The sequence below is a fragment of the Bradyrhizobium sp. NBAIM08 genome, from assembly GCF_020193935.1.
In the GTDB taxonomy this organism is placed as follows: Bacteria; Pseudomonadota; Alphaproteobacteria; order Rhizobiales; family Xanthobacteraceae; genus Bradyrhizobium; species Bradyrhizobium yuanmingense.
This window is the reverse complement of sequence record NZ_JADYVR010000004.1, coordinates 131,210-153,174: the sequence shown is the minus strand read 5'-3', so window position 1 is coordinate 153,174 and position 21,965 is coordinate 131,210. Positions and strand designations below refer to the sequence as shown.

Below are 21,965 nucleotides of genomic sequence, written 5' to 3'. Positions count from 1 at the left end.
TCACGTTCCCTTAACGAGGCCGAGTTCGCCGAGGATCTTCTCGTTGTGCTCGCCGACATCAGGCACCGGATCCATCCGCGGCGTCACGCCGGGAATGGTGAGCGCGGGCAGGAAGCTCATCACCGGCCCGCACGGCGATCCCACGCTTCTCACCCGCGCGCGGGCATGCAGCTGCTCATGAGCTAAGAAAGCCTCGACCGAGTTCAGGTGCGCGTTGGCAATCGCGGCTTCGTCCAGCAGCCGCAGCACTTCCTCGCTGGTCATCGATGCAAAGCGCTGCTCGATATGCGCCTGCAGCTCGTCACGGTTCTGCATGCGCAGCGGATTGGTGCGGAAGGGCGGGTCGTCGGCGAAGTCGGCATCATCAAGCACGATGCGGCACAGCGAGCGCCATTCCCGATCGTTCTGGATGCCGAGAAAGATCGTGTTGCCGTCGCCGACGCGGAACGGGCCGTAAGGCGCGATCGTCGCATGCTTGGCACCGGTGCGCGGCAGCGGCCGGCCCGTACTCTCGGTGTAGAAGGCGGGATAGCTCATCCAGTCCGTGATGGAATCGAATAGTGAGGCCTGGAACGCCGTGCCCTTGCCGGTGCGTTCGCGGCGATACAGTGCCATCAGCACCCCGTTCAGAATGTACATGCCAGTGGCGATATCGACGACTGATAGCCCGACCTTGGCCGGCTCCGCCTCGGTGCCGTTGATGGCGAGCACGCCGGCCTCGCACTGCACCAAGAGATCATAGGCCTTCTTGTCGCTGTAGGGGCCATCAGTGCCATAGCCGGAGACGTCGCAGGCGATCAGGCGCGGATATTTGCGCGTGAGCGATGCGGCATCGAGGCCGAGCCGCTCGGCCGCGCCGGGCGCGAGGTTCTGGATGAACACATCGGTGCGCGGCAGCAGGGCCTCGAGCACCTTGCGGCCCTCGGGGCTCTTGATGTCGATGGCAAGGCTCTCCTTGGAGCGGTTGGTCCAGACGAACTGGCTCGACATGCCGTTCATGACGTGATCGTAGTCGCGGCAGAAATCGCCGCTGCCCGGCCGCTCGATCTTGATCACCCGCGCGCCCCAATCGGCGAGGTGCCGGCTCGCCAGCGGCGCCGCGATCGCCTGCTCCAGCGAAACCACCGTCACTCCCGACAGCGGCAGCTCCGCTTCATTTCCCGTCATGTGATTGTCCTCCTCGTGTGCGCTTTTCCGACCAGCGCAGGAGACAGGCCGGCCACCCCACGCGCATCTTTTTGAGGGTGACATGATGCCCCTGTTTTGCCCGACAAGTCAAATTTGGCTTCGAAAAATCCTAAAATTCGGCGACGTGAGCGTTTGCAATGACTTGGCTACTGTGCATGGGGTTGTTTTCTCACTTTTGTGTTTTGGGGCCGACAGCGGCGCCTTCGTTTCCTTTCCCGGAACTGCCGAGGCCCCTGACCTGTTGCCGAGAGCGCACACGTGCCGGCTTTCGCACTTGCCCTCGGTTGCCAACGAACAGCCGTTCACCCACTATTCGCGCTGACTCGTGATGTGGGGGGATCGATGCCGGCGTTTCGCTTCAAGTCCTTTGCAAAGCCCTTGGCCGTTGCAAGCCTCGCGCTTGCCCTGGCCATCCTGGCGCTGCCGCGCGCCGGCTTCGCCTACACCCAGGAGGAGCAGCAGGCCTGCACGCCGGACGCGATGCGGCTGTGCGGCGAGTTCGTCCCGAACGTCGATGCCATCACCGCCTGCATGATCAAGAAGAAGGCGCAGCTCTCGCCGCAATGCGCGGTGTTCTTCCGCCGCGGACCGGCGCCGCGCGAGCAGCGCGCCGGCAAGCCGACCCAGATCGCGCCCAAGGCTGCGAAGAAGACCGCCAAGCCGGCGCCGAAGAAGAAATCCAGCCAAGGCTGAGCGCCCAGCGGCCAAAGGCTGAGCGCCCAGCGACCAAGGCTGAGCGCCCAGCAGCGCGTTCCGGTTTGAAACTCCGCCGAAGGCGCGCAATCGCGCGCTTTCCTCGTTCCGGCCCTGACATCGGCTTCGCGACAGATTGCGGACTCGTTTTGTTCGCACGACGCCGGAAGGCTTGCATCGATTGACGGGCGTGCGCCCCTGAAAAGAAAGCGCGCGGCAGGTTTGCGCGGCAAGGTTGCATTCCGCTTTTGTCCCGCGCATTGCTCAAAAAACGCACAGACGCCCCGCACGGGCGGCATTTCGATGCGGCCCGTGTCCGCCTCCTGCGAAGCAGTGTGACTCAAAAGCCAACACGTCTTGTTATTTCGTGGCTGTCGCGCAGCTCCCGACAAATTTTTCTTTCACGAATCAGCGCGCTGATTCATTTTCGCGGCCTGGGGTCAATCTGGAGGCGGAAGGTATGAACGTTATTGTTTTCGCATCACGTAAAGGCGGTTCGGGCAAGAGTACCCTCGCCGCGCATCTCGCCGCGCAGATCAAGGCGAGCAAGCAGGTCATGCTGGTTGACGCCGATCCGCAGGGCTCCCTGACGCTGTGGCACAAGCTCCGCGGCACCAACGAGCCCCCGATCAAGGCTGCCGTCAACTCCGTCAGCGGCATCGTCTCCGCGGCCAAGCGCGACGGTTATGAATGGGTGTTGATCGACACGCCGCCGAACCTGTCGGCCGTCGTCGACGACGCGATCAAGAACGCCACCATGGTGGTCATCCCGGCGCGTCCCGGCGTGTTCGACGTCAACGCCGTGCAGGAAACCATCCAGATGTGCCGCGCCGCGCGCAAGCCCTATGCGGTCGTGCTCAACGGTGCCCCGGCCAAGCGCGACGAAGCCGAAAGCCCGATCGTCACCATCGCCCGCGAAGCACTGGCGAAATTCCGCGCTCCGGTGTGGGGCGGCCAGATCACCAATCGTTCGGATTTGTTGATGGCGCTCAGCCACGGCGAAGGCGCGCGCGAATATCAGGCCGAGAGCCGTGCGGCTCAGGAAATCGCCAGGCTCTGGGCGGCGATCGAGCGTTCGGTCAAGGCTATCCGCGGCACCGCGTCGGCCTCCGGCGCAATGCACAAGCAGGCAGCTTAATTTTCATTGATCATGTCGAACGGCGAAAAACGCGCGGAAGTCCGCGCGTTTTGCGTTTCTGATTTCGCTCACGCCACCATCAGCATGTAGAACACGATGACCGGCGACAGAGTCAGGATCACCGACCAGATGCCGACGGCCCAGAGAATGTCCTCGGTGCTGAAGCCCTGCTGTTCGGCGTCGAAATGCGACGCCATTTCATTCTGACTATTCACAAACGCCCCCGCGATTTCTTCGCTTATGGACGTCAGTGATAGCAGCGATGTTTTAAGATCCGGATCGCATCTGCCCGTGCATTTTGAACACAGGTGCTACCACGGATTAACCATCCCGCGCGCGCAGCTTCAGCCGACCAGCCAGACGCGAAACAGCAGCACCGGCATCAGGCCGAGCATCACGGCCCAGAACCCGAACGACGAGACGACGAGAATTCCCTTCAAGAGATCGGCGGGCGCGAACTGGCTCGCGGCGGTAGGCCGGGTGCGATACCCCATGGTCATTTCCCCTTCGGTAACTTTGGACAGAACGATAGGCGCAGTCACGTAAACGAGACGTGGATACGGATTGCGGCAGCTGCGAAGGCCGTTGGGGCGCGGTTAACCAAACGGGCACGCTTTCACCCTCTCCCCTTGTGGGAGAGGGTGGCTCGCCGCGGAGCGGCGAGACGGGTGAGGGGTCTGTCTCCACACAAACAGTCTTTTGCGCTTGGAGAAAACCCCTCATCCGGCGCTTCGCGCCACCTTCTCCCACAAGGGGAGAAGGAAGAGCAGCGTGCACGGAGAGAAAACTACGCCGCGATCGTCACCCGTCGCTCGATCTCGCGATCGATCGTTGCCGCGAGCTCGCTGCTCACTTCCACCATCGGCAGGCGCACCTCCGGGCTGTCGATCAGGCCGGATCGCCACAGCCAATACTTCGCCGGCGCGGGGCTCGGCTCGGCGAACAACAGCCGCGTCAGCTCGGCGACCTCGTGCCAGCGCGCCAGCGCTGCATCGTGGTTGCCGCGCTTGTGCTCGCTATAGATTGCCGCAAACGTTGCGGTCTCGACATGGGCTGAGAGCACGATGCCGCCGTCGGCGCCGTCACTGAGTGCCTCGAAGAAATTGGCGTCCTCGCCGGTGAGCACGCGAAAGCCCTTCGGCCGGTCGCGCAAGAGCGCGATCGATTGCTCCCGGCTCGCGCCGCAATCCTTCAGGCCGACGATGTTCTTGTGCTCGGCAAGGCGCAGCATGGTCTGGTTGGTGATGTTGACGGCGCAGCGATAGGGAATGTTGTAGAGCGCGATCGGCCATGCGGCGTGGTCGGCGAGCGTCTCGAAATGCGCCAGCAGGCCGCGCTGCGACGGCCGCACATAATAGGGACTGGCGATCAGGTAACCGTCGATCGGCCAGTCCGCGGTCTCGTCGAGGCGCTCTTGCAGACGCGAGGTGTCCGCACCGGACAGTCCGAGGCAGATCGGCAAGTTGCGGCCGGCGGTCGCCATCTCCTCGCGCACCACGGCGACGAGACGTTCGAGCTCGGCCGCGCGCAGTGTCATGCCTTCACCGGAGGTCGCGCCCAGGATGAGGCCGTCGATGCCGTGCGCGCAATAGTGCCGGGTCAGCCGCCGCAGCGACCTCTCGTCCAGCGCGCCGTCCTGGAACGGCGTCACCAGCGGCAGCCACAGCCCGTGCAAGTGATCTCGTAGTGCGGTCATGTTTCCATCTCCTTCTCGGGAAAAATGCCTGAGACGGAGGGCACATGAAAAAACCCCGTCCAGGCGGCGGGGTTTTCGGGATTGGCTCGCGATGACGAAGTCAGCTTAGCGCGCGCAATATTCCGAGGCCCCGGGATGGGGGCCTTTTTTCGAAACGATTGCGCACGACTTCGTGATCATGGGCGAATGATGCGGGGTATGCGCGGAACTGTCAACACACGCGGAGAGCGAAGCACATTTTGACGAAAAAAAGCCGGACCCGAGGGCCCGGCTTAGGTATTGGCCACGTGAGGCCGACACAATCACCTTCCAAGAGGGATTACTGAACTCCCGCGCCACTGGAGGAGGGGGACAAATGCGCAACGCGAAGGCTCAGCGTGCAAACATTATGGGCTTGCCGAGTGCCTTGCAGCAACAGCCGAGGCCGCATGTCAGTCATGCGGAAATCAGGACGGCCAGCGTTGCGCCTTGCTCACCACGAAGTCACGGAACACCTGCACGCGCGCGACCGTCTTCAACTCCTCGGGATAGACGAAGTAGGTGTCGAGCTGGATCGAGTCCGACTCGCCGAACAGCTGCACGAGCTTGCTCTGCTCCTCGACCAGGTAATCGGGCAGGGCGGCGATGCCGAGGCCCTGCGCGCAGGCGCGCACGAGACCGAGGATGTTGTTGACCTTGAAGTAGGCTTCGCGCGGACCCGAGCCGTTGCGCCCGGCTTCGATCAGCCAGTTGCGGTTCTGCAGGTGCGGCGCGAAGTTGCCGTCCGAGAGCGTGATGATGCGGTGGGAGTCGAGCTCCTCCAGCGTGCGCGGCGTGCCGAAGCGCTTGATGTATTCCGGCGAGCAATAGGCGTGGAAGCCCATCGCGAACAGCTTGCGCTGGATCAGATCCGGCTGCGTCGGCTTGCGGGTGCGGATCGCGACATCAGCCTCGCGCATCGACAGATCGAGCTCCTCGTCGGTGACGATCAGCGAGATGCGGATCTCCGGATAGAGCGCGGTGAATTCGCCGAGCCGCGGGATCAGCCAGTTGATGCCGACGCCGGGCGTGGTGGTGATCTTGAGATCGCCGCTCGGCCGCTCGCGGCTGTCGGTCAGCTTGGCGCGCGCCGCCTGCAGCTGCATGAAAACGTCATGCGCCGTGCGGAACAACAGGTCGCCCTGCTCGGTAAGGATCAGGCCGCGGGCGTGGCGGTGGAACAGCGAGACCGAGAGCTCCTGCTCCAGCGCCGAGACCTGGCGCGACACCGCCGATTGCGACAGGCCGAGCTGCTCGCCCGCATGCGTGAAGCTGCCCGCTTCCGCCGCGGCGTGAAACACCTTCAGCTTGTCCCAGTCCATATCCGTAAATCCGTCGCGTGTTCGGGGCATGATTCTATTCCGCTGCCGCGCGCTCGCTGGCGCGAAGGGCCAAGAAACGTTCGGCTTCGAGTGCGGCCATGCAGCCGAGGCCGGCGGCCGTCACGGCCTGGCGGTAGGTTTCGTCGGCGACGTCGCCGGCGGCGAACAGGCCGGGCACCGAGGTCGCGGTCGAGTTCGGGGCGACCTCGATATAGCCGGAGGGTTTCAGCTTGACCTGATCCTTGACCAGCTCGGTCGCGGGCGCATGCCCGATGGCGATGAAGATGCCGTCGGCCTTCACGTCCGTGAGCGCGCCGGTCTTGACGTTCTTGAGCCGGACATGGGTGACCTTGTTGGGGTTCTCGGTGCCGCAGATCTCGTCGACCGCGGCATCCCAGATCACCTTGATCTTCGGATGCTTGAACAGGCGCTCCTGCAGGATGCGCTCGGCCCGGAAATGATCGCGACGATGCACGATCGTGACCTGCGAGGCATGGTTGGTGAGGTACAGTGCTTCCTCGACCGCGGTGTTACCGCCGCCGACCACGATCACCTCCTTGCCACGGTAGAAGAAGCCGTCGCAGGTGGCGCAGGCCGACACGCCGCCGCCCTGGAACTTGGCTTCCGACGGCAGCCCGAGCCAGCGCGCCTGCGCGCCGGTGGCCAGGATCACGGTCTCGGCGAGATAGACGTCGCCAGAATCGCAGGTGAGGCGGAACGGCCGCTGCGCCGTCTCCAGCTTGGTCACCAGGTCGGAGACGATCTTGGTGCCGACATGGACCGCCTGCTTCTCCATCTGCTCCATCAGCCAGGGGCCCTGGATCACGTCGGCGAAGCCTGGATAGTTCTCGACGTCGGTCGTGATGGTGAGCTGGCCGCCGGGCTGGATGCCCTGGATCAGGATCGGCTCAAGCATCGCGCGCGCGGCGTAGATCGCGGCGGTGTAGCCAGCGGGGCCGGAGCCGATGATGACGACCTTTGCATGAACAGGAGCGGACATTTCGATGGACGCCTTTCACGGGGGATTTGCAGCGCGGGCGCGGAATGTGCCGGGAGGCCTAGCGGAGGCGCTGAAATATCAGAGCTAATCTAAGCAATCTGGCGAGCCATGCAAGAATTGCATTCCCTATCGGCGGATTTTTCCAACAGGGAACAAAAGTCGATTGCGCTGCACGCGCAATAAAATTGCGCCGGCGGTGCGGATTGGGCTATGAGGATTTCGACAAGTCCACCCAATACCGCCGCAAAGGCCAGGAGTTCCAATCACGTGTCGCGGAACCTAGACGAGATCGACCTGAAAATTCTCACCGAGATTCAGGCCGACGGTCGAATCACCAATGTCGAACTGGCCAAGCGCGTCGGCATCTCGCCGCCCCCCTGTCTGCGCCGCGTCCGGGCGCTGGAGGAGGAGGGTTACATCCACGGCTATCGCGGCCTCCTGGACGCACGCAAGCTGGGCTTCGACGTGACCGTTTTCGCCGCCGTGCACCTGTCCAGCCAGGCCGAAGCGGATTTGCGCGCGTTCGAGGAGTTCGTCCGCGCCGAGCCCCTGGTGCGGGAATGCTGGATGCTGTCCGGCGAGGTCGATTTCATCCTGAAATGCGTCGCACCCGACATGGCCACTTTCCAGGATTTCGTCACGCATCTGACGGCGGCACCGCATGTCCGCAACGTGCGCACGTCATTGGTGCTGCACAATTCGAAGTACGAGGCGGCCGTGCCGCTCGAGGTGAAGGGACGACGGTAGGGTCTTTTCCCTCTCCCCGTTCTTACGGGGAGAGGTGAAGACCAGTCCACGGTCCTCTCCGTCATTGCGAGCGGAGCGAAGCAATCCAGTGTCTTTCCGCAGAGGCAGTCTGGATTGCTTCGCTCCGCTCGCAATGACGTGTGGTGAGAACGTGTGTCCGCCACAACTCCAGCAACACGCCAAAAAGGCCGCGCACTGCGCGGCCTTTTCGAAACGTCAGCAGACGCAGCGGCAAGTCCTTACCGCCACTCCACCTTGGTGATCTCGTACGCCTTGGCGCCGCCCGGCGTGTTGACCTCGACCGTGGCGCCCTTCTTCTTGCCGATCAATGCGCGTGCGAGCGGCGAGGTGATCGAGATCCGGCCCTTCTTGGCGTCCGCCTCAACCTCGCCGACGATCTGCCACACCGTCTTCTTCTCGGTGTCCTCATCGACCAGCGTCACGGTGGCGCCAAACTTGATGGTGTCGCCGGAGAGCTTGGAGATGTCGATGATGTCGGCGCGCGCGAGCTTGTCCTCGAGCTCGGCGATGCGACCCTCATTGTGCGACTGCTCTTCCTTCGCGGCATGATATTCCGCGTTCTCCGACAGGTCTCCGTGCGAGCGCGCCTCCGCGATATGCTCGATGATCCGCGGACGGTCCACGGACTGGCGCTGCTTCAATTCTTCCCCGAGCGCGACAAAGCCGGCCTGGGTCATCGGAACCTTTTCCATCGTCTCTCTCGTCCTTCGATCGTGCGCCCCAGAATGCGGATGGGCGCCGCAACCTTGATTCGTCAGTCCTCCAGAGCCCAAAGAGGGGCTGCCGGACCTTGACAGATATGGGCTTTAGCGCCGGAACAGAACTGCCACCTGGCCGGATCGGTTCCTCCGGCCATTGTGGCTTCATTGCCAATCACTTAGCGGAAGCTTCGCTGCCGCTAGCGATCAGGTTTCCGAAAAGTAGCTCTGCAGGGTACGAACCTCAAGGTCCCCACCCAAATAGGCGCGGATGCCCTGCGCGGCCGCCACGGCCCCGGAAAGAGTGGTGTAATATGGCACTTTATGCAAGAGGGCCGCGCGCCGCAGCGAGCGGCTGTCGGCCAGCGCCTGCGGGCCTTCGGTGGTGTTGAAGACGAGCTGGACGTCGCCATTGGTGATGGCATCGACGATGTGCGGCCGCCCTTCCAGCACCTTGTTCACCTTCTCGGTCGGGATGCCCTGGTCGGTCAGGAAGCGCGCCGTGCCCGAGGTTGCCAGCACCTTGAAGCCGAGCGAATGCAATTCGCGCACGGCATCCGCGATGCGCGTCTTGTCGCTTTCGCGCACCGAGACGAACACAGTGCCCTTACGCGGCACCCGCGTGCCGCCGCCGAGCTGACTCTTGGCGAAGGCGACCGCAAACGAGCGGTCGATTCCCATGACCTCGCCGGTCGAGCGCATCTCGGGGCCGAGCACAGTGTCGACGCCGGGGAAGCGTGCGAACGGGAAGACCGATTCCTTGACGCCGACGTGCTTGAGCGCCGCCTTCTTCAGCTTGAAATCGGCAAGCTTCTCGCCGGCCATGATGCGCGCGGCGATCTTGGCGACCGGCGTGCCGACCACCTTGGCGACGAACGGCACGGTGCGCGAGGCACGCGGATTGACCTCGAGCACGTAGATCTCGCCGTCCTTGATGGCGTATTGCACGTTCATCAGGCCAATGACGTCGAGGCCGAGCGCGAGCTCGCGGGTCTGCCGCTCCAGCTCCTCGATCATTTCCGCATCGAGCGAGTGCGGCGGCAGCGAGCAGGCGCTGTCGCCGGAATGGATGCCGGCTTCCTCGATGTGCTCCATGATGCCGACGATGAAAGTGTCCTTGCCGTCGCACAGGCAGTCGACGTCGATTTCCGTGGCATCCGACAGATAGCGGTCGAACAGCAGCGGGTTCTTGCCGAGCACGGTGTTGATCTGGCCGGTCTTGTCGTTCGGATAGCGCGCCTTGACGTCGGCCGGCACCAGCTCCGGCAGCGTGCCGAGCAGATAATCATTGAGCTGGTTCTCCTCGCGGATGATCTGCATCGCGCGGCCGCCGAGCACGTAGGACGGGCGCACCACCAGCGGCAGGCCGAGATCGGCGGAGACGAGGCGGGCCTGCTCGACCGAATAGGCGATGCCGTTCTTCGGTTGCTTGAGGCGCAGCTTGTCGAGCACGCGCTTGAAGCGGTCGCGGTCCTCGGCGAGGTCGATGGCGTCGGGCGAGGTGCCGAGGATCGGCACTTCGGCGGCTTCCAGCGCGCGCGCCAGCTTCAGCGGCGTCTGGCCGCCGAACTGCACGATCACGCCGTGCAGCGTGCCGTTGCTGCGCTCCTTGGCGATGATCTCCAGCACGTCCTCGGCGGTGAGCGGCTCGAAATAGAGCCGGTCGGCTGTGTCGTAGTCGGTCGACACCGTCTCCGGATTGCAGTTGACCATGATGGATTCGTAGCCGGCGTCATGCAGCGCGAAGCAGGCGTGACAGCAGCAATAGTCGAACTCGATGCCCTGGCCGATGCGGTTGGGACCGCCGCCGAGAATGATGACCTTCTTCTTGTCGGACGGCGCGCTCTCGTCCGCGGGCAGGCCGGCGAACGGCGCCTCATAGGTCGAGTACATGTAGGCGGTCGGCGAGGCGAACTCGGCCGCGCAGGTGTCGATGCGCTTGTACACCGGGTGGACGCCGAGCGCGTGGCGCTTGGCCTTGACTTCGGCCTCCGTCGTCTCGGCCAGCACGGCGAGCCGCGCGTCGGAGAAGCCCATGGCCTTCAGCGTGCGCATGCCGAAGGCGTTGCCAGGCAGGCCGTTCTTCCTGACCTTCTCCTCCATCTCGACGATGCCGCGCATCTCGGCGAGGAACCACGGATCGATCTTGCAGGAGTTAAAGATGTCCTCGTTCGACCAGCCGAGCCGCATGGCCTGGGCGACCTGGAGGATGCGGTTCGGCGTCGGAGTGCCGAGCGCGGCGCGGATCGCGTTCTTGTCGTCGTCGCGGCCGAGGCCCTCGATCTCGATCTCGTCGAGGCCGGTCAATCCCGTCTCGAGCCCGCGCAGCGCCTTTTGCAGGCTTTCCTGGAAGGTGCGGCCGATCGCCATGACCTCGCCGACCGATTTCATCGAGGTGGTCAGCGTGGTCGAGGCGCCCGGGAATTTCTCGAAGGCAAAACGCGGCACCTTGGTGACGACGTAGTCGATGGTCGGCTCGAACGAGGCCGGCGTCGCGCCGCCGGTAATGTCGTTGGCGATCTCGTCGAGCGTGTAGCCGACCGCGAGCTTGGCGGCGACCTTGGCGATCGGAAAACCGGTGGCTTTCGAGGCCAGCGCGGAGGAGCGTGACACGCGCGGATTCATCTCGATGACGACCATGCGGCCGTCTTCGGGATTGACGCCGAACTGAACGTTGGAGCCGCCGGTCTCGACCCCGATCTCGCGCAGCACCGCCAGCGAGGCGTCGCGCATGATCTGATATTCCTTGTCGGTCAGCGTCAGCGCCGGCGCCACCGTGATGGAATCGCCGGTGTGCACGCCCATCGGATCGAGGTTCTCGATCGAGCAGACGATGATGCAATTGTCTTTCTTGTCGCGCACCACCTCCATCTCGTACTCTTTCCAGCCGAGCACGGATTCCTCGATCAGCACTTCGTTGGTGGGAGACGCGTCAAGGCCGCGCTCGATGATGTCGAGGAACTCTTCCTTGTTGTAGGCGATGCCGCCGCCCGTGCCGCCCATCGTGAAGGAGGGGCGGATGATCGCGGGCAGGCCGATCTCGGACAGCGCCATCATGGCCTGGCCGAAGGCGTATTCCTGGTAGCGCTTGCGACGCTCGCTCTCGCCGAGCGTCCACTGCCGGTCGAGCTCTTCGAGCGCGGCGCCCGACAGCTTTGCGCGTTCGGCCTGGTATTTCTCGCGGAACGACTTCTTCAGCTCGGAGGCGTTGGCGAGCCGAGACTTCGGCGTCTCGAGCCCGATCTTGGTCATGGCCTCGCGGAACAGCTGGCGGTCTTCGGCCTTGTCGATGGCGTCGGCGGTGGCGCCGATCATCTCGACGTCGAACTTCTCCAGCGTGCCCTGGCGGCGCAGCGACAGCGCGCAGTTCAGCGCGGTCTGGCCGCCCATGGTCGGCAGCAGCGCGAAGCCGCCGGGGACGACGTGACGTTCCTTCTCGATGATCTTGGCGACGATCTCGGGCGTGATCGGCTCGATATAGGTCGCATCGGCCAATTCCGGGTCGGTCATGATGGTGGCCGGGTTGGAATTGACGAGGACGATGCGATAGCCCTCTTCCTTCAGCGTCTTCACCGCCTGCGTGCCCGAATAGTCGAACTCGCAGGCCTGGCCGATCACGATGGGACCGGCGCCGATGATCAGGATGGTCGAGATGTCGGTTCGTTTGGGCATCACCGCTCACGGGCTGGGATCTGGGCACAAAAAAAGGGCGCGCTTGCCGCGCGTCCCCATTTGGCGAGAGCGCGGGGTCTCCCTCGCGCGCGGGTGGGTCTTAAACCAGTTTTTGGAGCGGCGAAACCCCGAAAAACGCCCATCAACCGCCAATTTTCAGGGGTTTGACGGTGCGTTGCCGGCATCGTCGGGGCGGGCGGGCAGTCCGTCTCCGCTTCCGCTATGCTCCAGCTACGCCGGACACGCTTCGCCCCTTCGGGTCTTGCGTGGCTGCGCCACGCGTAGCCCCGCAGGGGCGAAGCGTGGAGACCCGGCCTGGATTTGAACCAGGATGAAGAGCGATGCACCGCCCCCGCGTAGACATTTCCGCCACCGGGCCATCAGGATTATTCCCGATCGGCGTGCGCCAGGCCACCTCAGCTGATCGTTATGCTTAACGGACCAGAGGCGGCCTCGCGATGAAGGTCATGCGCCAGCGGTTGTGCCCGATATTGCTGTGGGCGCGCTGGACCGCGAAGCCCGCCGCCTTCAGCTTGGCCGTGATCTCGTCCTCGCTGTAGCGCTGCAGTCCGATCTTCGAGCGCAGCTGGCGATAATCCGACAGCGCGGTGCTGATCAGCCCGATCAGCGCGTCCTTCAGAAATCCGTGACGCAGGCCGAACCCGAGCAGCGCCATCACATCCCTGACCATGCCGACATTGGGCTGTAGAATGTCGCCCAGCACCAGCTTGCCGGAGGGTTTCAGGATGCGGCGGGTGTTCAATAGCGCCGCATCGAGCTCGTCCGGCGTCATGTATTGTGCGACCGAGTTCATCACGACGAGATCGATCGACTGATCCTGCATCTTGCGGACGTCCTCGAGCGAGCGGACGCGGATCTTGGTGTTTGGGGCAAACCGCGCGATCAGCCGGCCGCGCACGCCCGGCGCGGGCTCGGCCAGGATCAGCATGCCGCAGGCGGCCGCCACCTGGCTCGCCGACAGCGCTTCGCCGCAGGCATAGTCCAGCACCGTCGCATCGGGCGAGGGGATGTAGCCGATGATGTCCCGCGCAATGATCTGGAAGTGCAAGTCGCGATGCAGCTTGCTGACATAGATCGTATGCGTCGAGTCGTAATAATCGATCCAATCGTCCATTGGTATCCCGCCCAGGGGTTCCTATCTAGGAACCGCGCTGCCCACCTTGCGTTAGGGGTGCGGCGGCGCGCCGTCAATGTCCGCGTCCTAACAGGAAGGTCTCCCGTGAGCAAAACCAACAACAAGGTCTCGCCCGAACTCGATACCCCCACGGATCTGTCGCCCGACGGGGTCAAGAAAGTCTCTGAGGCGCTCAACGTGCTTCTGGCCGACGCGTTCGCGCTTTATCTGAAGACCAAGAATTTCCACTGGCACATCAGCGGGCGCCACTTCCGCGATTACCATCTGCTGCTCGACGAGCAGTCCGACCAGATCTTCGCCACCACCGACCAGCTCGCCGAGCGCGTCCGCAAGATCGGCGGCACCACGCTGAAGTCGATCGGCCAGGTCGCAAAGCTCCAGACCATCAAGGACAACAACGAGGACTACGTCCCGCCGCGCGAGATGCTGCGCGAGCTGATGCAGGACAACAAGCACGTCGCTGCCGCGATGCGCAAGGCGCACGACGTCTGCGACGAGGCCGGCGACGTCGCCAGCGCCAGCATTTTGGAGAACTTCATCGACGAGACCGAGCGCCGCACCTGGTTCCTGTTTGAAGCGACGAGGCAGGAGGGCGGCAACGAGGCGTAACGGGATGCGTAGGGTGGGTTAGCCTCGCAGAAGCGCGAAGCGCATCTGCAAGGCGTAACCCACCACTGTCTCTGTCCGCGGAAACAGAAGAGGTGGGTTACGCCTTTGGCTAACCCACCCTACTGCACCACGCGTGTGGCTACCGCCACAGCCGCATCAGCGCGCCGTCCTTCCCCGTTACGGGATCAGCGGGCGGCAACGCCACTTGTGGAATCGTCTTCAGCGCTTTCGCATGGTTCTCCGGCGTTGCGCGCGTGATCTCCATTTTTGCGCCTGGCGGATAGGCGCCGATCACGCAAAAATCATCGCTCGCCTTGATGCATTGATGTCCGGTGCCGGCGGGCAGGATCGCAACGTCGCCGGCCTTGATCTGAAGCTCCTGGCCGTGATCGCCGCCGAAACGCACGCGGGCGCTGCCGCGCGCGACGCCGAGCACCTCATGCACCGTCGCATGATAATGCAGATAATCGTAGACGCCGTTGCGCCACGTCCCGCCCCAGCCGTTCGCTTCGAACAGATTCTCGATGGTCTCTTCCGGGCGCTTTGGGTCGAGCTTCACCGCGCCCTGGTAGACCAGGAACGGAAGGATGTTGTTCGGCACGAGCCCGTCATCCTCGAAAACAATGGCGAGCGGCTCGGCCTTGTCGCGGACGACGGACATGACGGGCTCCTGCGCAAGAATAGCAGGGATCAACCAAACGCGTGCGGCGACGTTCCTCGTTCCACCGTCATTCCGGGGCGACGCGCAGCGTCGAGCTATGATGCGCAATTGCGCATCAGAGAATCCATGGCGCTGCAGAGTCTGTTGCCAGATGAATTTCCGGGCTCGCGCTACGCGCGCCCCGGAATGACGAAAAAGTCCGGGCGAGCCCGGACTTTTGGTGAAGTATTCGGGGAGAACGCGCCTTACGCCCTCTTCCTCTGCCGCATCAGGTCGGCGAAGCGCTGGAACAGGTAATGCGAGTCGCGCGGGCCGGGTGAGGCCTCGGGATGATATTGCACGGAGAATACCGGCTTGCCGTCGAGCTGGATGCCGCAATTGGATCCATCAAACAAGGAAATGTGGGTCTGCGTCGCGCCCTTCGGCAGCGTCGTCTCGTCCACGGCAAAGCCGTGGTTCATCGAGGTGATCTCGACCTTGCCGGTGGTCTCGTCCTTCACCGGGTGATTGGCCCCGTGATGGCCCTGATGCATCTTCTTGGTCTTGGCGCCGACGGCAAGGCCCAGCATCTGGTGGCCAAGGCAGATGCCGAAGGTCGGCGTGCCCGACTTGATCACGTCGCGGATCACGGGCACGGCATATTTGCCGGTCGCGGCCGGATCGCCCGGACCGTTGGACAGGAACACGCCGTCCGGCTTCAACCCCAGGATGTCTTCGGCGGGGGTCGTCGCCGGCACCACCGTCACCTTGCAGCCGACACCGGCGAGCAGGCGCAGGATGTTGCGCTTGATGCCGTAGTCGATGGCGACGACGTTGAACTCGGGCTTGTCCTGGCGGCCGAAGCCCTTGTCCCAGGCCCAGGGCATCTCGTCCCAGGTGAAGCGCTGGCCGCTCGTCACCATCGGCACGAGGTCCATGCCCTCGAGGCCCGGCCATTCGCGCGCCTCTTCCTTGAGTCCGTGCAAATCGAACTCGCCAGACTTCGAGTGCGCGATCACGGCGTTCGGCATGCCCTTGGAGCGGATCAGCGCGGTCAGCGCGCGGGTGTCGATGCCGGAGAGGCCGATGATGCCGCGGGCCTTGAGCCAGGCATCGAGATGCTTGGTGGCGCGGTAGTTCGAGGGATTGGTGATCGCGGTGCGCAGGATCACGCCGCGCGCGCCGGGCGTCGCGGCCATGTTCACCGTCTCGATGTCGTCCTCATTGGTGCCGACATTGCCGATATGCGGGAAGGTGAAGGTGATGAGCTGGCCGGCATAGGAGGGATCGGTCAGGATCTCCTCATAGCCGGTCATTGCGGTGTTGAAGCAGACCTCGCCGACGGCGTGGCCCTCGGCGCCGAGACCAAAGCCCTCCAGCACCGTGCCGTCGGCAAGCACGAGGAGCGCGGTCGGTTTGTGGTCCGGCCAGGCGGGATCGTTGTCATGTTGTGTCATGAGCCCGCTTCATAAGCCCCCCGCGTGTGCACGTCAAAGCGAGAGAGGGCCGATTCACATGCGTTTTTGCATATTTGACAGGCCTCCTCCCACCCTTAAGCTCGGACGCACAATTTCCGGCAATTTCCTGGGCTTGCGAGGCAATAATGGACCAGACCACCCCCATTGTGCTGGTTCCGGGGCTGGCGTCCTCGGCCCGGATCTATGCGCCCGTGATCCCTGCGCTCTGGCGTTTCGGGCCGGTGACGGTCGCCAACCACATCCGCGACGACAGCATGGTTGCGACCGCCCGCCGCATCCTCGCCGAGGCGCCGCCGCGCTTCGCCCTCGCCGGCCATTCCATGGGTGGCTACATCGCCTTCGAGATCATGCGCCAGGCCAGCGAGCGCGTGACAAAACTCGCGCTGATCAACACGCAGGCGCGGCCCGACTCGCCGGAGGCCACCGCGCGCCGCCGCGCTCAGATGGAGCGCGCCAGACGCGGCGAGCTGCGCGCCGTGCGCGAGGAGAGTTTTCCGGAGCTCGTGCATCCGTCGCGGCGCGACGATGCCGAGATTCTCAGGCTCGTGCATGCGCAGGACGAGGACGTCGGCGTCGAAGGCTATCTGCGGCAGCAGACCGCGATCATCGCACGGGTGGATTCGCGCTCCTTGCTGGCGACGATCACATGCCCGACGCTGGTGCTGACGGGCGATGCCGACAACACCATCCCCAACGCCTTCTCCAAGGAGATGGCCGAAGGCATCGCCGGCGCCAGGCTCGTGATTCTCGATCGCTGCGGGCACCTGCCGCAAGCCGAACAGCCGGAGGCGACGGTTCAGGCGCTGACCGAATGGCTGGGGAGCTAGGTTGTGCGACGGCCGCAAAGGGCCTAGATCAGGCGTTTATATCGAAGGGATCACGATCATGCTGCGCGACGACATCAACAATGCGGTCAAGGAGGCCATGAAGGCCAAGGACGAGCGCAAGCTGTCCACGCTGCGCATGGTCAACTCGACCATCAAGAACGCCGACATCGACGCGCGCGGCAGCGGCAAGCCGCCGTTGTCGGACGCTGACATCCTCGCGGTGCTGCAGAAGATGATCAAGCAGCGTCAGGAGGCGGTCGAGCTCTACGACAAGGGCGGCCGCGCCGAGCTTGCCGCGCAGGAGCGCGAGGAGATCGCGGTGATCTCGGCGTATCTGCCGAAGCAGATGTCCGATGACGACGTGAAGAAGGCGATCGCGGATGCGATTGCCGAGACCGGCGCTGCCGGCATGAAGGACATGGGCAAGGTGATCGCCGTGCTGCGCGCGAAATACGCGGGCCAGATGGATTTTGGCAAGGCGTCTGGTCTCGTGAAGGCAGCGCTGTCGGGCTAGCTTCTTCCCCTCTCCCCTTGTGGGAGAGGGTGGCTCGCCGCGTAGCGGCGAGACGGGTGAGGGGTCTTTCTCCGCGAGCGATCCTCTCCCAGTAGTTCACGCGGATAGAGACCCCTCATCCGGCGCTTCGCGCCACCTTCTCCCACAAGGGGAGAAGGGGCACCTTTGATGCCGCATAGGTTCGGTCTACTCTCCCGGCAGAAACAAATCGGGAGCAACCGATGACCGCCATCAAGCCATTTCGCATCGCCATCGGCGACGACATCCTCGCCGACCTGAAGTCACGCCTTGCCCGCACGCGCTGGCCGGAGGCTGAGCTGGTCGACGACTGGAGCCAGGGCGCGCCGCTGAAATGGATCCAGGAGATCTGTACCTATTGGGCCAACGAGTATGACTGGCGCTCGCGCGAGGCAAAGCTCAATCGCTTTGCGCAGTTCACCACGGAGATCGACGGCCTCGACATCCACTTCATTCATGCGCGCGCGAAGGAGCCGTCGGCGCTTCCGTTGATCATCACCCACGGCTGGCCCGGCTCCATCGTCGAGTTCCAGAAGGTGATCGCGCCGCTCACCGATCCCGCCGCGCATGGCGGCAATCCCGCCGATGCCTTTCACGTGATCTGCCCCTCGCTGCCTGGCTTCGGCTTCTCGGGCAAGCCGGGGACCACCGGCTGGGGCGTCGATCGCATTGCCGCGACCTGGGCCAAGCTGATGGACGGCCTGGGCTACGCGCGTTATGGCGCGCAAGGCGGCGACTGGGGCTCGGCGGTGACGACCTCGCTCGGAGCGCAGGACCCCACTCATTGCGCCGGCATCCACATCACGCTCGCCTTCAACGCGGCACCGAAGGTCGAGGGCGAGCCGACGCCAGAGGAGAAGCGGGCGCTGGCCGGCCTCAAGCACTACGCCGATCTCGACTCCGGCTATTCCAAGCAGCAGTCGACGCGGCCGCAGACGCTCGGCTATGGCCTGACGGATTCGCCGAGCGGCCAGGCGGCCTGGATCCTGGAAAAATTCTGGGCCTGGACCGATTGCAATGGCCACCCCGAAAACATCTTCAGCAAGGACGAGCTGCTCGACAACGTCATGCTCTATTGGGCGACGCAGACGGCGACCTCGTCGGCGCGGCTCTATTGGGAGAGCTTTGGCAAGCGCCGCACCACGCCGGTGGTGAAGGTGCCGACGGGTGTCGCGGTGTTCCCCAAGGAGATCGTCACGCCGGTGCGGCGCTGGATGGAGCCGAACTTCCATGACATCACGCATTGGAGTGAGATGGAGAAGGGCGGTCACTTCGCCGCCTTCGAGCAGCCGGAGCTGTTCGTGCGCGATGTCCGGAAGTTTTTTGCGACGGTGCGGTGAGTCTCCGCCGTCATTCCGGGGCGACGCGTCAGCGTCGAACCCGGAATCCATCAAGCGGCATTTCCTGTGGCCCGATGGATTCCGGGCTCGCCCTTCGGGCGCCCCGGAATGACGGCGAGGGACTTGTCCCGTGCGCCCGCGGCCCTAGACTGAACGATAATAACAAGACACCGGAAACGACCATACCATGCTCACCGAAGCCGCAAGCTACGACGAACTCGTCCGCAACTTCCGTTGGGATATCCCCGCGCGCTTCAACATCGCGGAGGCGTGCTGCGATCGCCATGCCGACGGCACCGGCCGGCTTGCGCTGATCTATGTCGACGACACCGGCGCCACCAGCCGCACCACCTTCGACGAGATCGCGGAGATGTCGCGCCGCTTCGCCAGTGTGCTGAAGGCGGACGGGCTAGTCCGCGGCGACCGCGTCGCGGTGTTCCTGCCGCAGTCGCTGGAATTGCCGATCGTGCACATGGCGGCGTTTCGCTCGGCCCTGATCTCGATCCCGCTGTTCGCCCTGTTCGGCGAGGACGCGCTGGAATTCCGTCTGTCGAACTCCGAGGCCAAGGCGATCGTCACCGACGAAGCTGGCTGGGAAAAGCTGTCCAAGATCCGCGACCGCCTGCCGGAGCTGAGGAGCGTCTACATCGTCGGCGCGCGCGTGCCCGCCGGCACGACATCGTTCTGGGATGCGGTGAAGGCCGCTTCGCCCGACTTTACGCGCGCGGACACCTCGGCCGACGATCCCGCCCTGATCATCTACACATCGGGCACGACGGGTAACCCGAAGGGCGCGCTGCATGCGCATCGTGTCGTGCTCGGCCATCTGCCGAACGTGGAGATGTGCCACAACTTCTTGCCCAAGCCCGGCGATCTCATGTGGACGCCGGCGGATTGGGCCTGGATCGGCGGGCTCATCAACGGCCTGCTCGCGTTCTGGTACCACGGCATTCCCTTGGTCGGCCATCGCGCGCGGAAATTCGAGCCGCAAGCGGCGATGCAGATGATGGCCGATCTTGCCGTCCGCAACGTCTTCCTGCCGCCGACGGCGCTGAAGCTGATGCGGCAGGCCGGCGTCAAGCATTCCGGCGTCAAGCTGCGCAGCATCTTCACCGGCGGCGAATCGCTCGGGGGTGAATTGCTCGGCTGGGTGCGCGAGACGTTTGGTGTCGACGCGCATGAGGTGTTCGGCCAGACCGAGTGCAACCTCGTGATCGGCAGCAACGCGAACCTGTTTCCGATCCGCCCGGGTTCGATGGGCAAGGCGACGCCGGGCTTCGATGTCCGCATCGTCAACGACAAGGGCGAGGAATTGCCGCGGGGGCAGCGCGGCATCATCGGCGTGCGCCAGCCGTGCCCCGTCACCATGCTCGAATATTGGCGCAATCCGGAGGCGACCGCGAAGAAATATGCCGGCGACTTCCTGCTCACAGGCGATCTCGGCGTGCAGGACGAGGACGGCTATTTCTGGTACGTCAGCCGCGAGGACGACGTCATCACCACCGCCGGCTACCGCGTCGGCCCCTCCGAGATCGAGCACACGCTGATGAAACATCCGTCGGTGGCAATGGCTGCGGTGGTCGGCATTCCCGATCCGATCCGCACCGAATCGATCAAGGCCTGGATCGTGCTGCGTCCGGGCTTTTCCGGCAGCGACGCGCTGGCGCGCGAGATTCAGGACTTCGTCAAGGTGCAGCTCGCCGCGCACGAATATCCGCGCTTCGTCGAGTTCACGGAGACGCTGCCGATGACGGCGACCGGCAAGGTGCTGCGCCGCGAGCTGCGGGCCAAAGGCTGACTTCATACAAGGGCTGGCTTCCGACCATGGCAAAGACGTCTCAAGCCGCGGGGCTTCACCGCGCCTCGCTCGCAAAGCTGCACGAGCTCGATGCGGCGCTGGAGCTCATGTACTATGGCTGGCGCGGCATGACGCTGCAGGCCGACGTATATCTGGCCAAGCAGGGCCTGTCGCGTCCGCACCATCGCATCCTCTACGTGGTGGCGCGCCGGCCCGACATCGCCATCGGCGCGCTGATCGAGATCCTCGGCATTTCCAAACAGGCCCTCAACCGGCCGCTCAATCTGCTGCTGGAGCGCAAGCTCCTGACCTCGAAGCGCTCGCCGGAGCAGCACCGCTCGAAATTGCTGCGCCTGACGGAAGCGGGGCGGCGCATCGAGCAGCGGGCCTCGGACCACGAGCGCCAGGTCCTGCGCGAAGCGTTCGCGCGCGCCGGGGCGAGCGGTGCGGCCGGATGGATCGGCGTGATGGAGGCGATCGCCGACAACAACTGACCGAAATCTCAAGTCAACATAGTTGACATGAGGCGCGCGCTTTGCCACCTTCCGGGCCACAAGCCGAAGGGAGGATCCGTGTCGTGAGCGGACAGGCAATGGACCGCGCGGCCGCTGCAAGCTTCGTCGCGGCATGGTGCGCGAACTGGTGCAAAGTGGACATCGACGCGGTCGTCGCCCATTTCGCCGACGATGCGCAGATGCGCAGCCCTCTCGCGCTCACCCTGACGGGGTCTCCGACCGTCACCGGCGCCGAGAACATTCGCGCCTACTGGCGGAAAGCCTACGGCCACATCGAAAGTGCCGACCTGAAGATCCTGGATTGGAGCTGGGACGAGGCGATCGCGCGACTGACGGTGTGGTGGCAATTGGGCGATACGCGCGCCAGCGAGTTCATGGATTTCGACGATGCGGGCCGTGTGGTGCGCAGCGAAGCCTTCTACGGAAAATGACCATGCGATTTTCGGATATCGTCCTGCTTCTCAACACGCTCTGGTTCGTGGGCGCGTTCATCCAGTTCAGCATCGCGCAAACCAACACGTTGAAGATCCTGCTGCCGCGAGAGGAGCGCAGCAATCCGATCGCGCCGACCCTTGCAGCGAGCGTCGCGTTTCTCGGCGGCATGAATCTGCCGATCGGGCTCTTGTCGCTCTATCTTCTGGCCGCCCGTCCGTCCTTCTTCCAGCCGGTCGAAGCGCAGCTCGCGCTGTTCCTGTTCTTTGCCGCCTGCCATTTCAGCCAGTTCGCCTATAACGTCCCGGTGCTGATGCGCGGCGGCCGCGTCGGGGTGGCCTATTGGCCGGTGTTGAAGGGCCCGATGCTCCGGATCTTCGTCATCGACGCGGCTCTGTTCGCGGCCAATATCGCAGTGGCGCTGCAGCTCACCATCGCGTCCTGA

The 21,965-nt window shown here is 64.2% G+C and carries 22 protein-coding genes; 11 read left to right on the top strand and 11 right to left on the bottom strand.

Annotated elements, in window-relative coordinates; translation table 11 throughout:
• A complete protein-coding gene (locus I6F37_RS15310) occupies positions 1-1,167 on the bottom strand; it encodes a CaiB/BaiF CoA-transferase family protein (protein WP_225151837.1) in 1,167 nt (388 codons plus the stop codon).
• A gap of 363 nt (positions 1,168-1,530) precedes the next feature.
• On the opposite strand from I6F37_RS15310, the gene I6F37_RS15305 reads away from it, so the two are divergent.
• Both I6F37_RS15305 and I6F37_RS15300 read left to right on the top strand, forming a co-directional pair.
• Positions 1,531-1,881, top strand: coding sequence for a hypothetical protein (locus tag I6F37_RS15305; protein WP_036009533.1), 351 nt, complete (start codon positions 1,531-1,533; stop codon positions 1,879-1,881).
• A gap of 460 nt (positions 1,882-2,341) precedes the next feature.
• Positions 2,342-3,019, top strand: coding sequence for a ParA family protein (locus tag I6F37_RS15300; protein WP_025032179.1), 678 nt, complete (start codon positions 2,342-2,344; stop codon positions 3,017-3,019).
• A 68-nt stretch (positions 3,020-3,087) separates the two neighbouring features.
• On the opposite strand, the gene I6F37_RS45545 is transcribed toward I6F37_RS15300, so the two are convergent.
• The 5 genes from I6F37_RS45545 to trxB all read right to left on the bottom strand — a co-directional run bounded on the left by I6F37_RS45545 (position 3,088) and on the right by trxB (position 7,055).
• Complete coding sequence (locus I6F37_RS45545) at positions 3,088-3,216, bottom strand: hypothetical protein (protein WP_260345777.1); 129 nt, start codon at positions 3,214-3,216, stop codon at positions 3,088-3,090.
• A gap of 147 nt (positions 3,217-3,363) precedes the next feature.
• Positions 3,364-3,513, bottom strand: coding sequence for a hypothetical protein (locus I6F37_RS15295; RefSeq protein ID WP_167361666.1), 150 nt, complete (start codon positions 3,511-3,513; stop codon positions 3,364-3,366).
• A 293-nt stretch (positions 3,514-3,806) separates the two neighbouring features.
• Positions 3,807-4,715: a 4-hydroxy-tetrahydrodipicolinate synthase gene (locus I6F37_RS15290; RefSeq protein WP_036009534.1), complete on the bottom strand. Its 909-nt coding sequence runs from the start codon at positions 4,713-4,715 to the stop codon at positions 3,807-3,809.
• Positions 4,716-5,161: 446 nt separating this feature from the next.
• A complete protein-coding gene (locus I6F37_RS15285) occupies positions 5,162-6,085 on the bottom strand; it encodes a LysR family transcriptional regulator (RefSeq protein ID WP_025032176.1) in 924 nt (307 codons plus the stop codon).
• Between the two features lie 4 nt (positions 6,086-6,089).
• On the bottom strand, positions 6,090-7,055 hold the full coding sequence (gene trxB, locus I6F37_RS15280; RefSeq protein ID WP_036009535.1) for a thioredoxin-disulfide reductase: 966 nt from the start codon (positions 7,053-7,055) through the stop codon (positions 6,090-6,092).
• 267 nt (positions 7,056-7,322) lie between these two features.
• Here trxB and I6F37_RS15275 point away from each other — a divergent pair, with 267 nt between their 5' ends.
• Positions 7,323-7,802, top strand: coding sequence for an Lrp/AsnC family transcriptional regulator (locus I6F37_RS15275; protein ID WP_008135853.1), 480 nt, complete (start codon positions 7,323-7,325; stop codon positions 7,800-7,802).
• Between the two features lie 239 nt (positions 7,803-8,041).
• On the opposite strand, the gene greA is transcribed toward I6F37_RS15275, so the two are convergent.
• The 3 genes from greA to I6F37_RS15260 all read right to left on the bottom strand — a co-directional run bounded on the left by greA (position 8,042) and on the right by I6F37_RS15260 (position 13,328).
• Positions 8,042-8,515 carry a transcription elongation factor GreA gene (greA, locus tag I6F37_RS15270; RefSeq protein ID WP_036009537.1) on the bottom strand — a complete coding sequence of 158 codons (474 nt, stop codon included), beginning with the start codon at positions 8,513-8,515 and terminating at the stop codon, positions 8,042-8,044.
• 213 nt (positions 8,516-8,728) lie between these two features.
• Positions 8,729-12,193: a carbamoyl-phosphate synthase large subunit gene (carB, locus tag I6F37_RS15265; RefSeq protein ID WP_225151835.1), complete on the bottom strand. Its 3,465-nt coding sequence runs from the start codon at positions 12,191-12,193 to the stop codon at positions 8,729-8,731.
• A gap of 433 nt (positions 12,194-12,626) precedes the next feature.
• Positions 12,627-13,328, bottom strand: a complete 702-nt coding sequence (locus I6F37_RS15260) for a class I SAM-dependent methyltransferase (RefSeq protein WP_036009540.1) — start codon at positions 13,326-13,328, stop codon at positions 12,627-12,629.
• Between the two features lie 105 nt (positions 13,329-13,433).
• On the opposite strand from I6F37_RS15260, the gene I6F37_RS15255 reads away from it, so the two are divergent.
• Positions 13,434-13,958 carry a Dps family protein gene (locus I6F37_RS15255; protein ID WP_036009542.1) on the top strand — a complete coding sequence of 175 codons (525 nt, stop codon included), beginning with the start codon at positions 13,434-13,436 and terminating at the stop codon, positions 13,956-13,958.
• A 139-nt stretch (positions 13,959-14,097) separates the two neighbouring features.
• On the opposite strand, the gene I6F37_RS15250 is transcribed toward I6F37_RS15255, so the two are convergent.
• On the bottom strand, positions 14,098-14,619 hold the full coding sequence (locus I6F37_RS15250) for a cupin domain-containing protein (protein ID WP_225114077.1): 522 nt from the start codon (positions 14,617-14,619) through the stop codon (positions 14,098-14,100).
• 245 nt (positions 14,620-14,864) lie between these two features.
• A complete protein-coding gene (carA, locus tag I6F37_RS15245; protein WP_036009545.1) occupies positions 14,865-16,055 on the bottom strand; it encodes a glutamine-hydrolyzing carbamoyl-phosphate synthase small subunit in 1,191 nt (396 codons plus the stop codon).
• A gap of 146 nt (positions 16,056-16,201) precedes the next feature.
• Here carA and I6F37_RS15240 point away from each other — a divergent pair, with 146 nt between their 5' ends.
• The 7 genes from I6F37_RS15240 to I6F37_RS15210 all read left to right on the top strand — a co-directional run bounded on the left by I6F37_RS15240 (position 16,202) and on the right by I6F37_RS15210 (position 21,965).
• Positions 16,202-16,903, top strand: coding sequence for an alpha/beta fold hydrolase (locus tag I6F37_RS15240; RefSeq protein ID WP_036009548.1), 702 nt, complete (start codon positions 16,202-16,204; stop codon positions 16,901-16,903).
• 58 nt (positions 16,904-16,961) lie between these two features.
• The gene (locus tag I6F37_RS15235; RefSeq protein WP_036009550.1) at positions 16,962-17,417 is read left to right on the top strand and encodes a GatB/YqeY domain-containing protein; all 456 of its coding nucleotides are present in this window, start codon (positions 16,962-16,964) and stop codon (positions 17,415-17,417) included.
• A 221-nt stretch (positions 17,418-17,638) separates the two neighbouring features.
• On the top strand, positions 17,639-18,775 hold the full coding sequence (locus tag I6F37_RS15230; protein WP_036009551.1) for an epoxide hydrolase family protein: 1,137 nt from the start codon (positions 17,639-17,641) through the stop codon (positions 18,773-18,775).
• A gap of 187 nt (positions 18,776-18,962) precedes the next feature.
• On the top strand, positions 18,963-20,573 hold the full coding sequence (locus I6F37_RS15225; RefSeq protein WP_036009553.1) for an acyl-CoA synthetase: 1,611 nt from the start codon (positions 18,963-18,965) through the stop codon (positions 20,571-20,573).
• A gap of 26 nt (positions 20,574-20,599) precedes the next feature.
• Positions 20,600-21,067, top strand: a complete 468-nt coding sequence (locus tag I6F37_RS15220) for a MarR family transcriptional regulator (protein ID WP_036009555.1) — start codon at positions 20,600-20,602, stop codon at positions 21,065-21,067.
• Between the two features lie 98 nt (positions 21,068-21,165).
• Complete coding sequence (locus tag I6F37_RS15215) at positions 21,166-21,519, top strand: nuclear transport factor 2 family protein (protein WP_036009556.1); 354 nt, start codon at positions 21,166-21,168, stop codon at positions 21,517-21,519.
• Between the two features lie 2 nt (positions 21,520-21,521).
• Positions 21,522-21,965, top strand: a complete 444-nt coding sequence (locus tag I6F37_RS15210; RefSeq protein ID WP_036009558.1) for a hypothetical protein — start codon at positions 21,522-21,524, stop codon at positions 21,963-21,965.

Bases quoted from the DNA above. Each gene is read 5' to 3' on its own strand.
- I6F37_RS15310 (WP_225151837.1), bottom strand. From the start codon at position 1,167: ATGACGGGAAATGAAGCGGAGCTGCCGCTGTCGGGAGTGACGGTGGTT.
- I6F37_RS15305 (WP_036009533.1), top strand. From the start codon at position 1,531: ATGCCGGCGTTTCGCTTCAAGTCCTTTGCAAAGCCCTTGGCCGTTGCA.
- I6F37_RS15300 (WP_025032179.1), top strand. From the start codon at position 2,342: ATGAACGTTATTGTTTTCGCATCACGTAAAGGCGGTTCGGGCAAGAGT.
- I6F37_RS45545 (WP_260345777.1), bottom strand. From the start codon at position 3,216: ATGGCGTCGCATTTCGACGCCGAACAGCAGGGCTTCAGCACCGAGGAC.
- I6F37_RS15295 (WP_167361666.1), bottom strand. From the start codon at position 3,513: ATGGGGTATCGCACCCGGCCTACCGCCGCGAGCCAGTTCGCGCCCGCC.
- I6F37_RS15290 (WP_036009534.1), bottom strand. From the start codon at position 4,715: ATGACCGCACTACGAGATCACTTGCACGGGCTGTGGCTGCCGCTGGTG.
- I6F37_RS15285 (WP_025032176.1), bottom strand. From the start codon at position 6,085: ATGCCCCGAACACGCGACGGATTTACGGATATGGACTGGGACAAGCTG.
- trxB (WP_036009535.1), bottom strand. From the start codon at position 7,055: ATGTCCGCTCCTGTTCATGCAAAGGTCGTCATCATCGGCTCCGGCCCC.
- greA (WP_036009537.1), bottom strand. From the start codon at position 8,515: ATGGAAAAGGTTCCGATGACCCAGGCCGGCTTTGTCGCGCTCGGGGAA.
- carB (WP_225151835.1), bottom strand. From the start codon at position 12,193: ATGCCCAAACGAACCGACATCTCGACCATCCTGATCATCGGCGCCGGT.
- I6F37_RS15260 (WP_036009540.1), bottom strand. From the start codon at position 13,328: ATGGACGATTGGATCGATTATTACGACTCGACGCATACGATCTATGTC.
- I6F37_RS15250 (WP_225114077.1), bottom strand. From the start codon at position 14,619: ATGTCCGTCGTCCGCGACAAGGCCGAGCCGCTCGCCATTGTTTTCGAG.
- carA (WP_036009545.1), bottom strand. From the start codon at position 16,055: ATGACACAACATGACAACGATCCCGCCTGGCCGGACCACAAACCGACC.
- I6F37_RS15240 (WP_036009548.1), top strand. From the start codon at position 16,202: ATGGACCAGACCACCCCCATTGTGCTGGTTCCGGGGCTGGCGTCCTCG.
- I6F37_RS15235 (WP_036009550.1), top strand. From the start codon at position 16,962: ATGCTGCGCGACGACATCAACAATGCGGTCAAGGAGGCCATGAAGGCC.
- I6F37_RS15230 (WP_036009551.1), top strand. From the start codon at position 17,639: ATGACCGCCATCAAGCCATTTCGCATCGCCATCGGCGACGACATCCTC.
- I6F37_RS15225 (WP_036009553.1), top strand. From the start codon at position 18,963: ATGCTCACCGAAGCCGCAAGCTACGACGAACTCGTCCGCAACTTCCGT.
- I6F37_RS15220 (WP_036009555.1), top strand. From the start codon at position 20,600: ATGGCAAAGACGTCTCAAGCCGCGGGGCTTCACCGCGCCTCGCTCGCA.
- I6F37_RS15215 (WP_036009556.1), top strand. From the start codon at position 21,166: ATGGACCGCGCGGCCGCTGCAAGCTTCGTCGCGGCATGGTGCGCGAAC.
- I6F37_RS15210 (WP_036009558.1), top strand. From the start codon at position 21,522: ATGCGATTTTCGGATATCGTCCTGCTTCTCAACACGCTCTGGTTCGTG.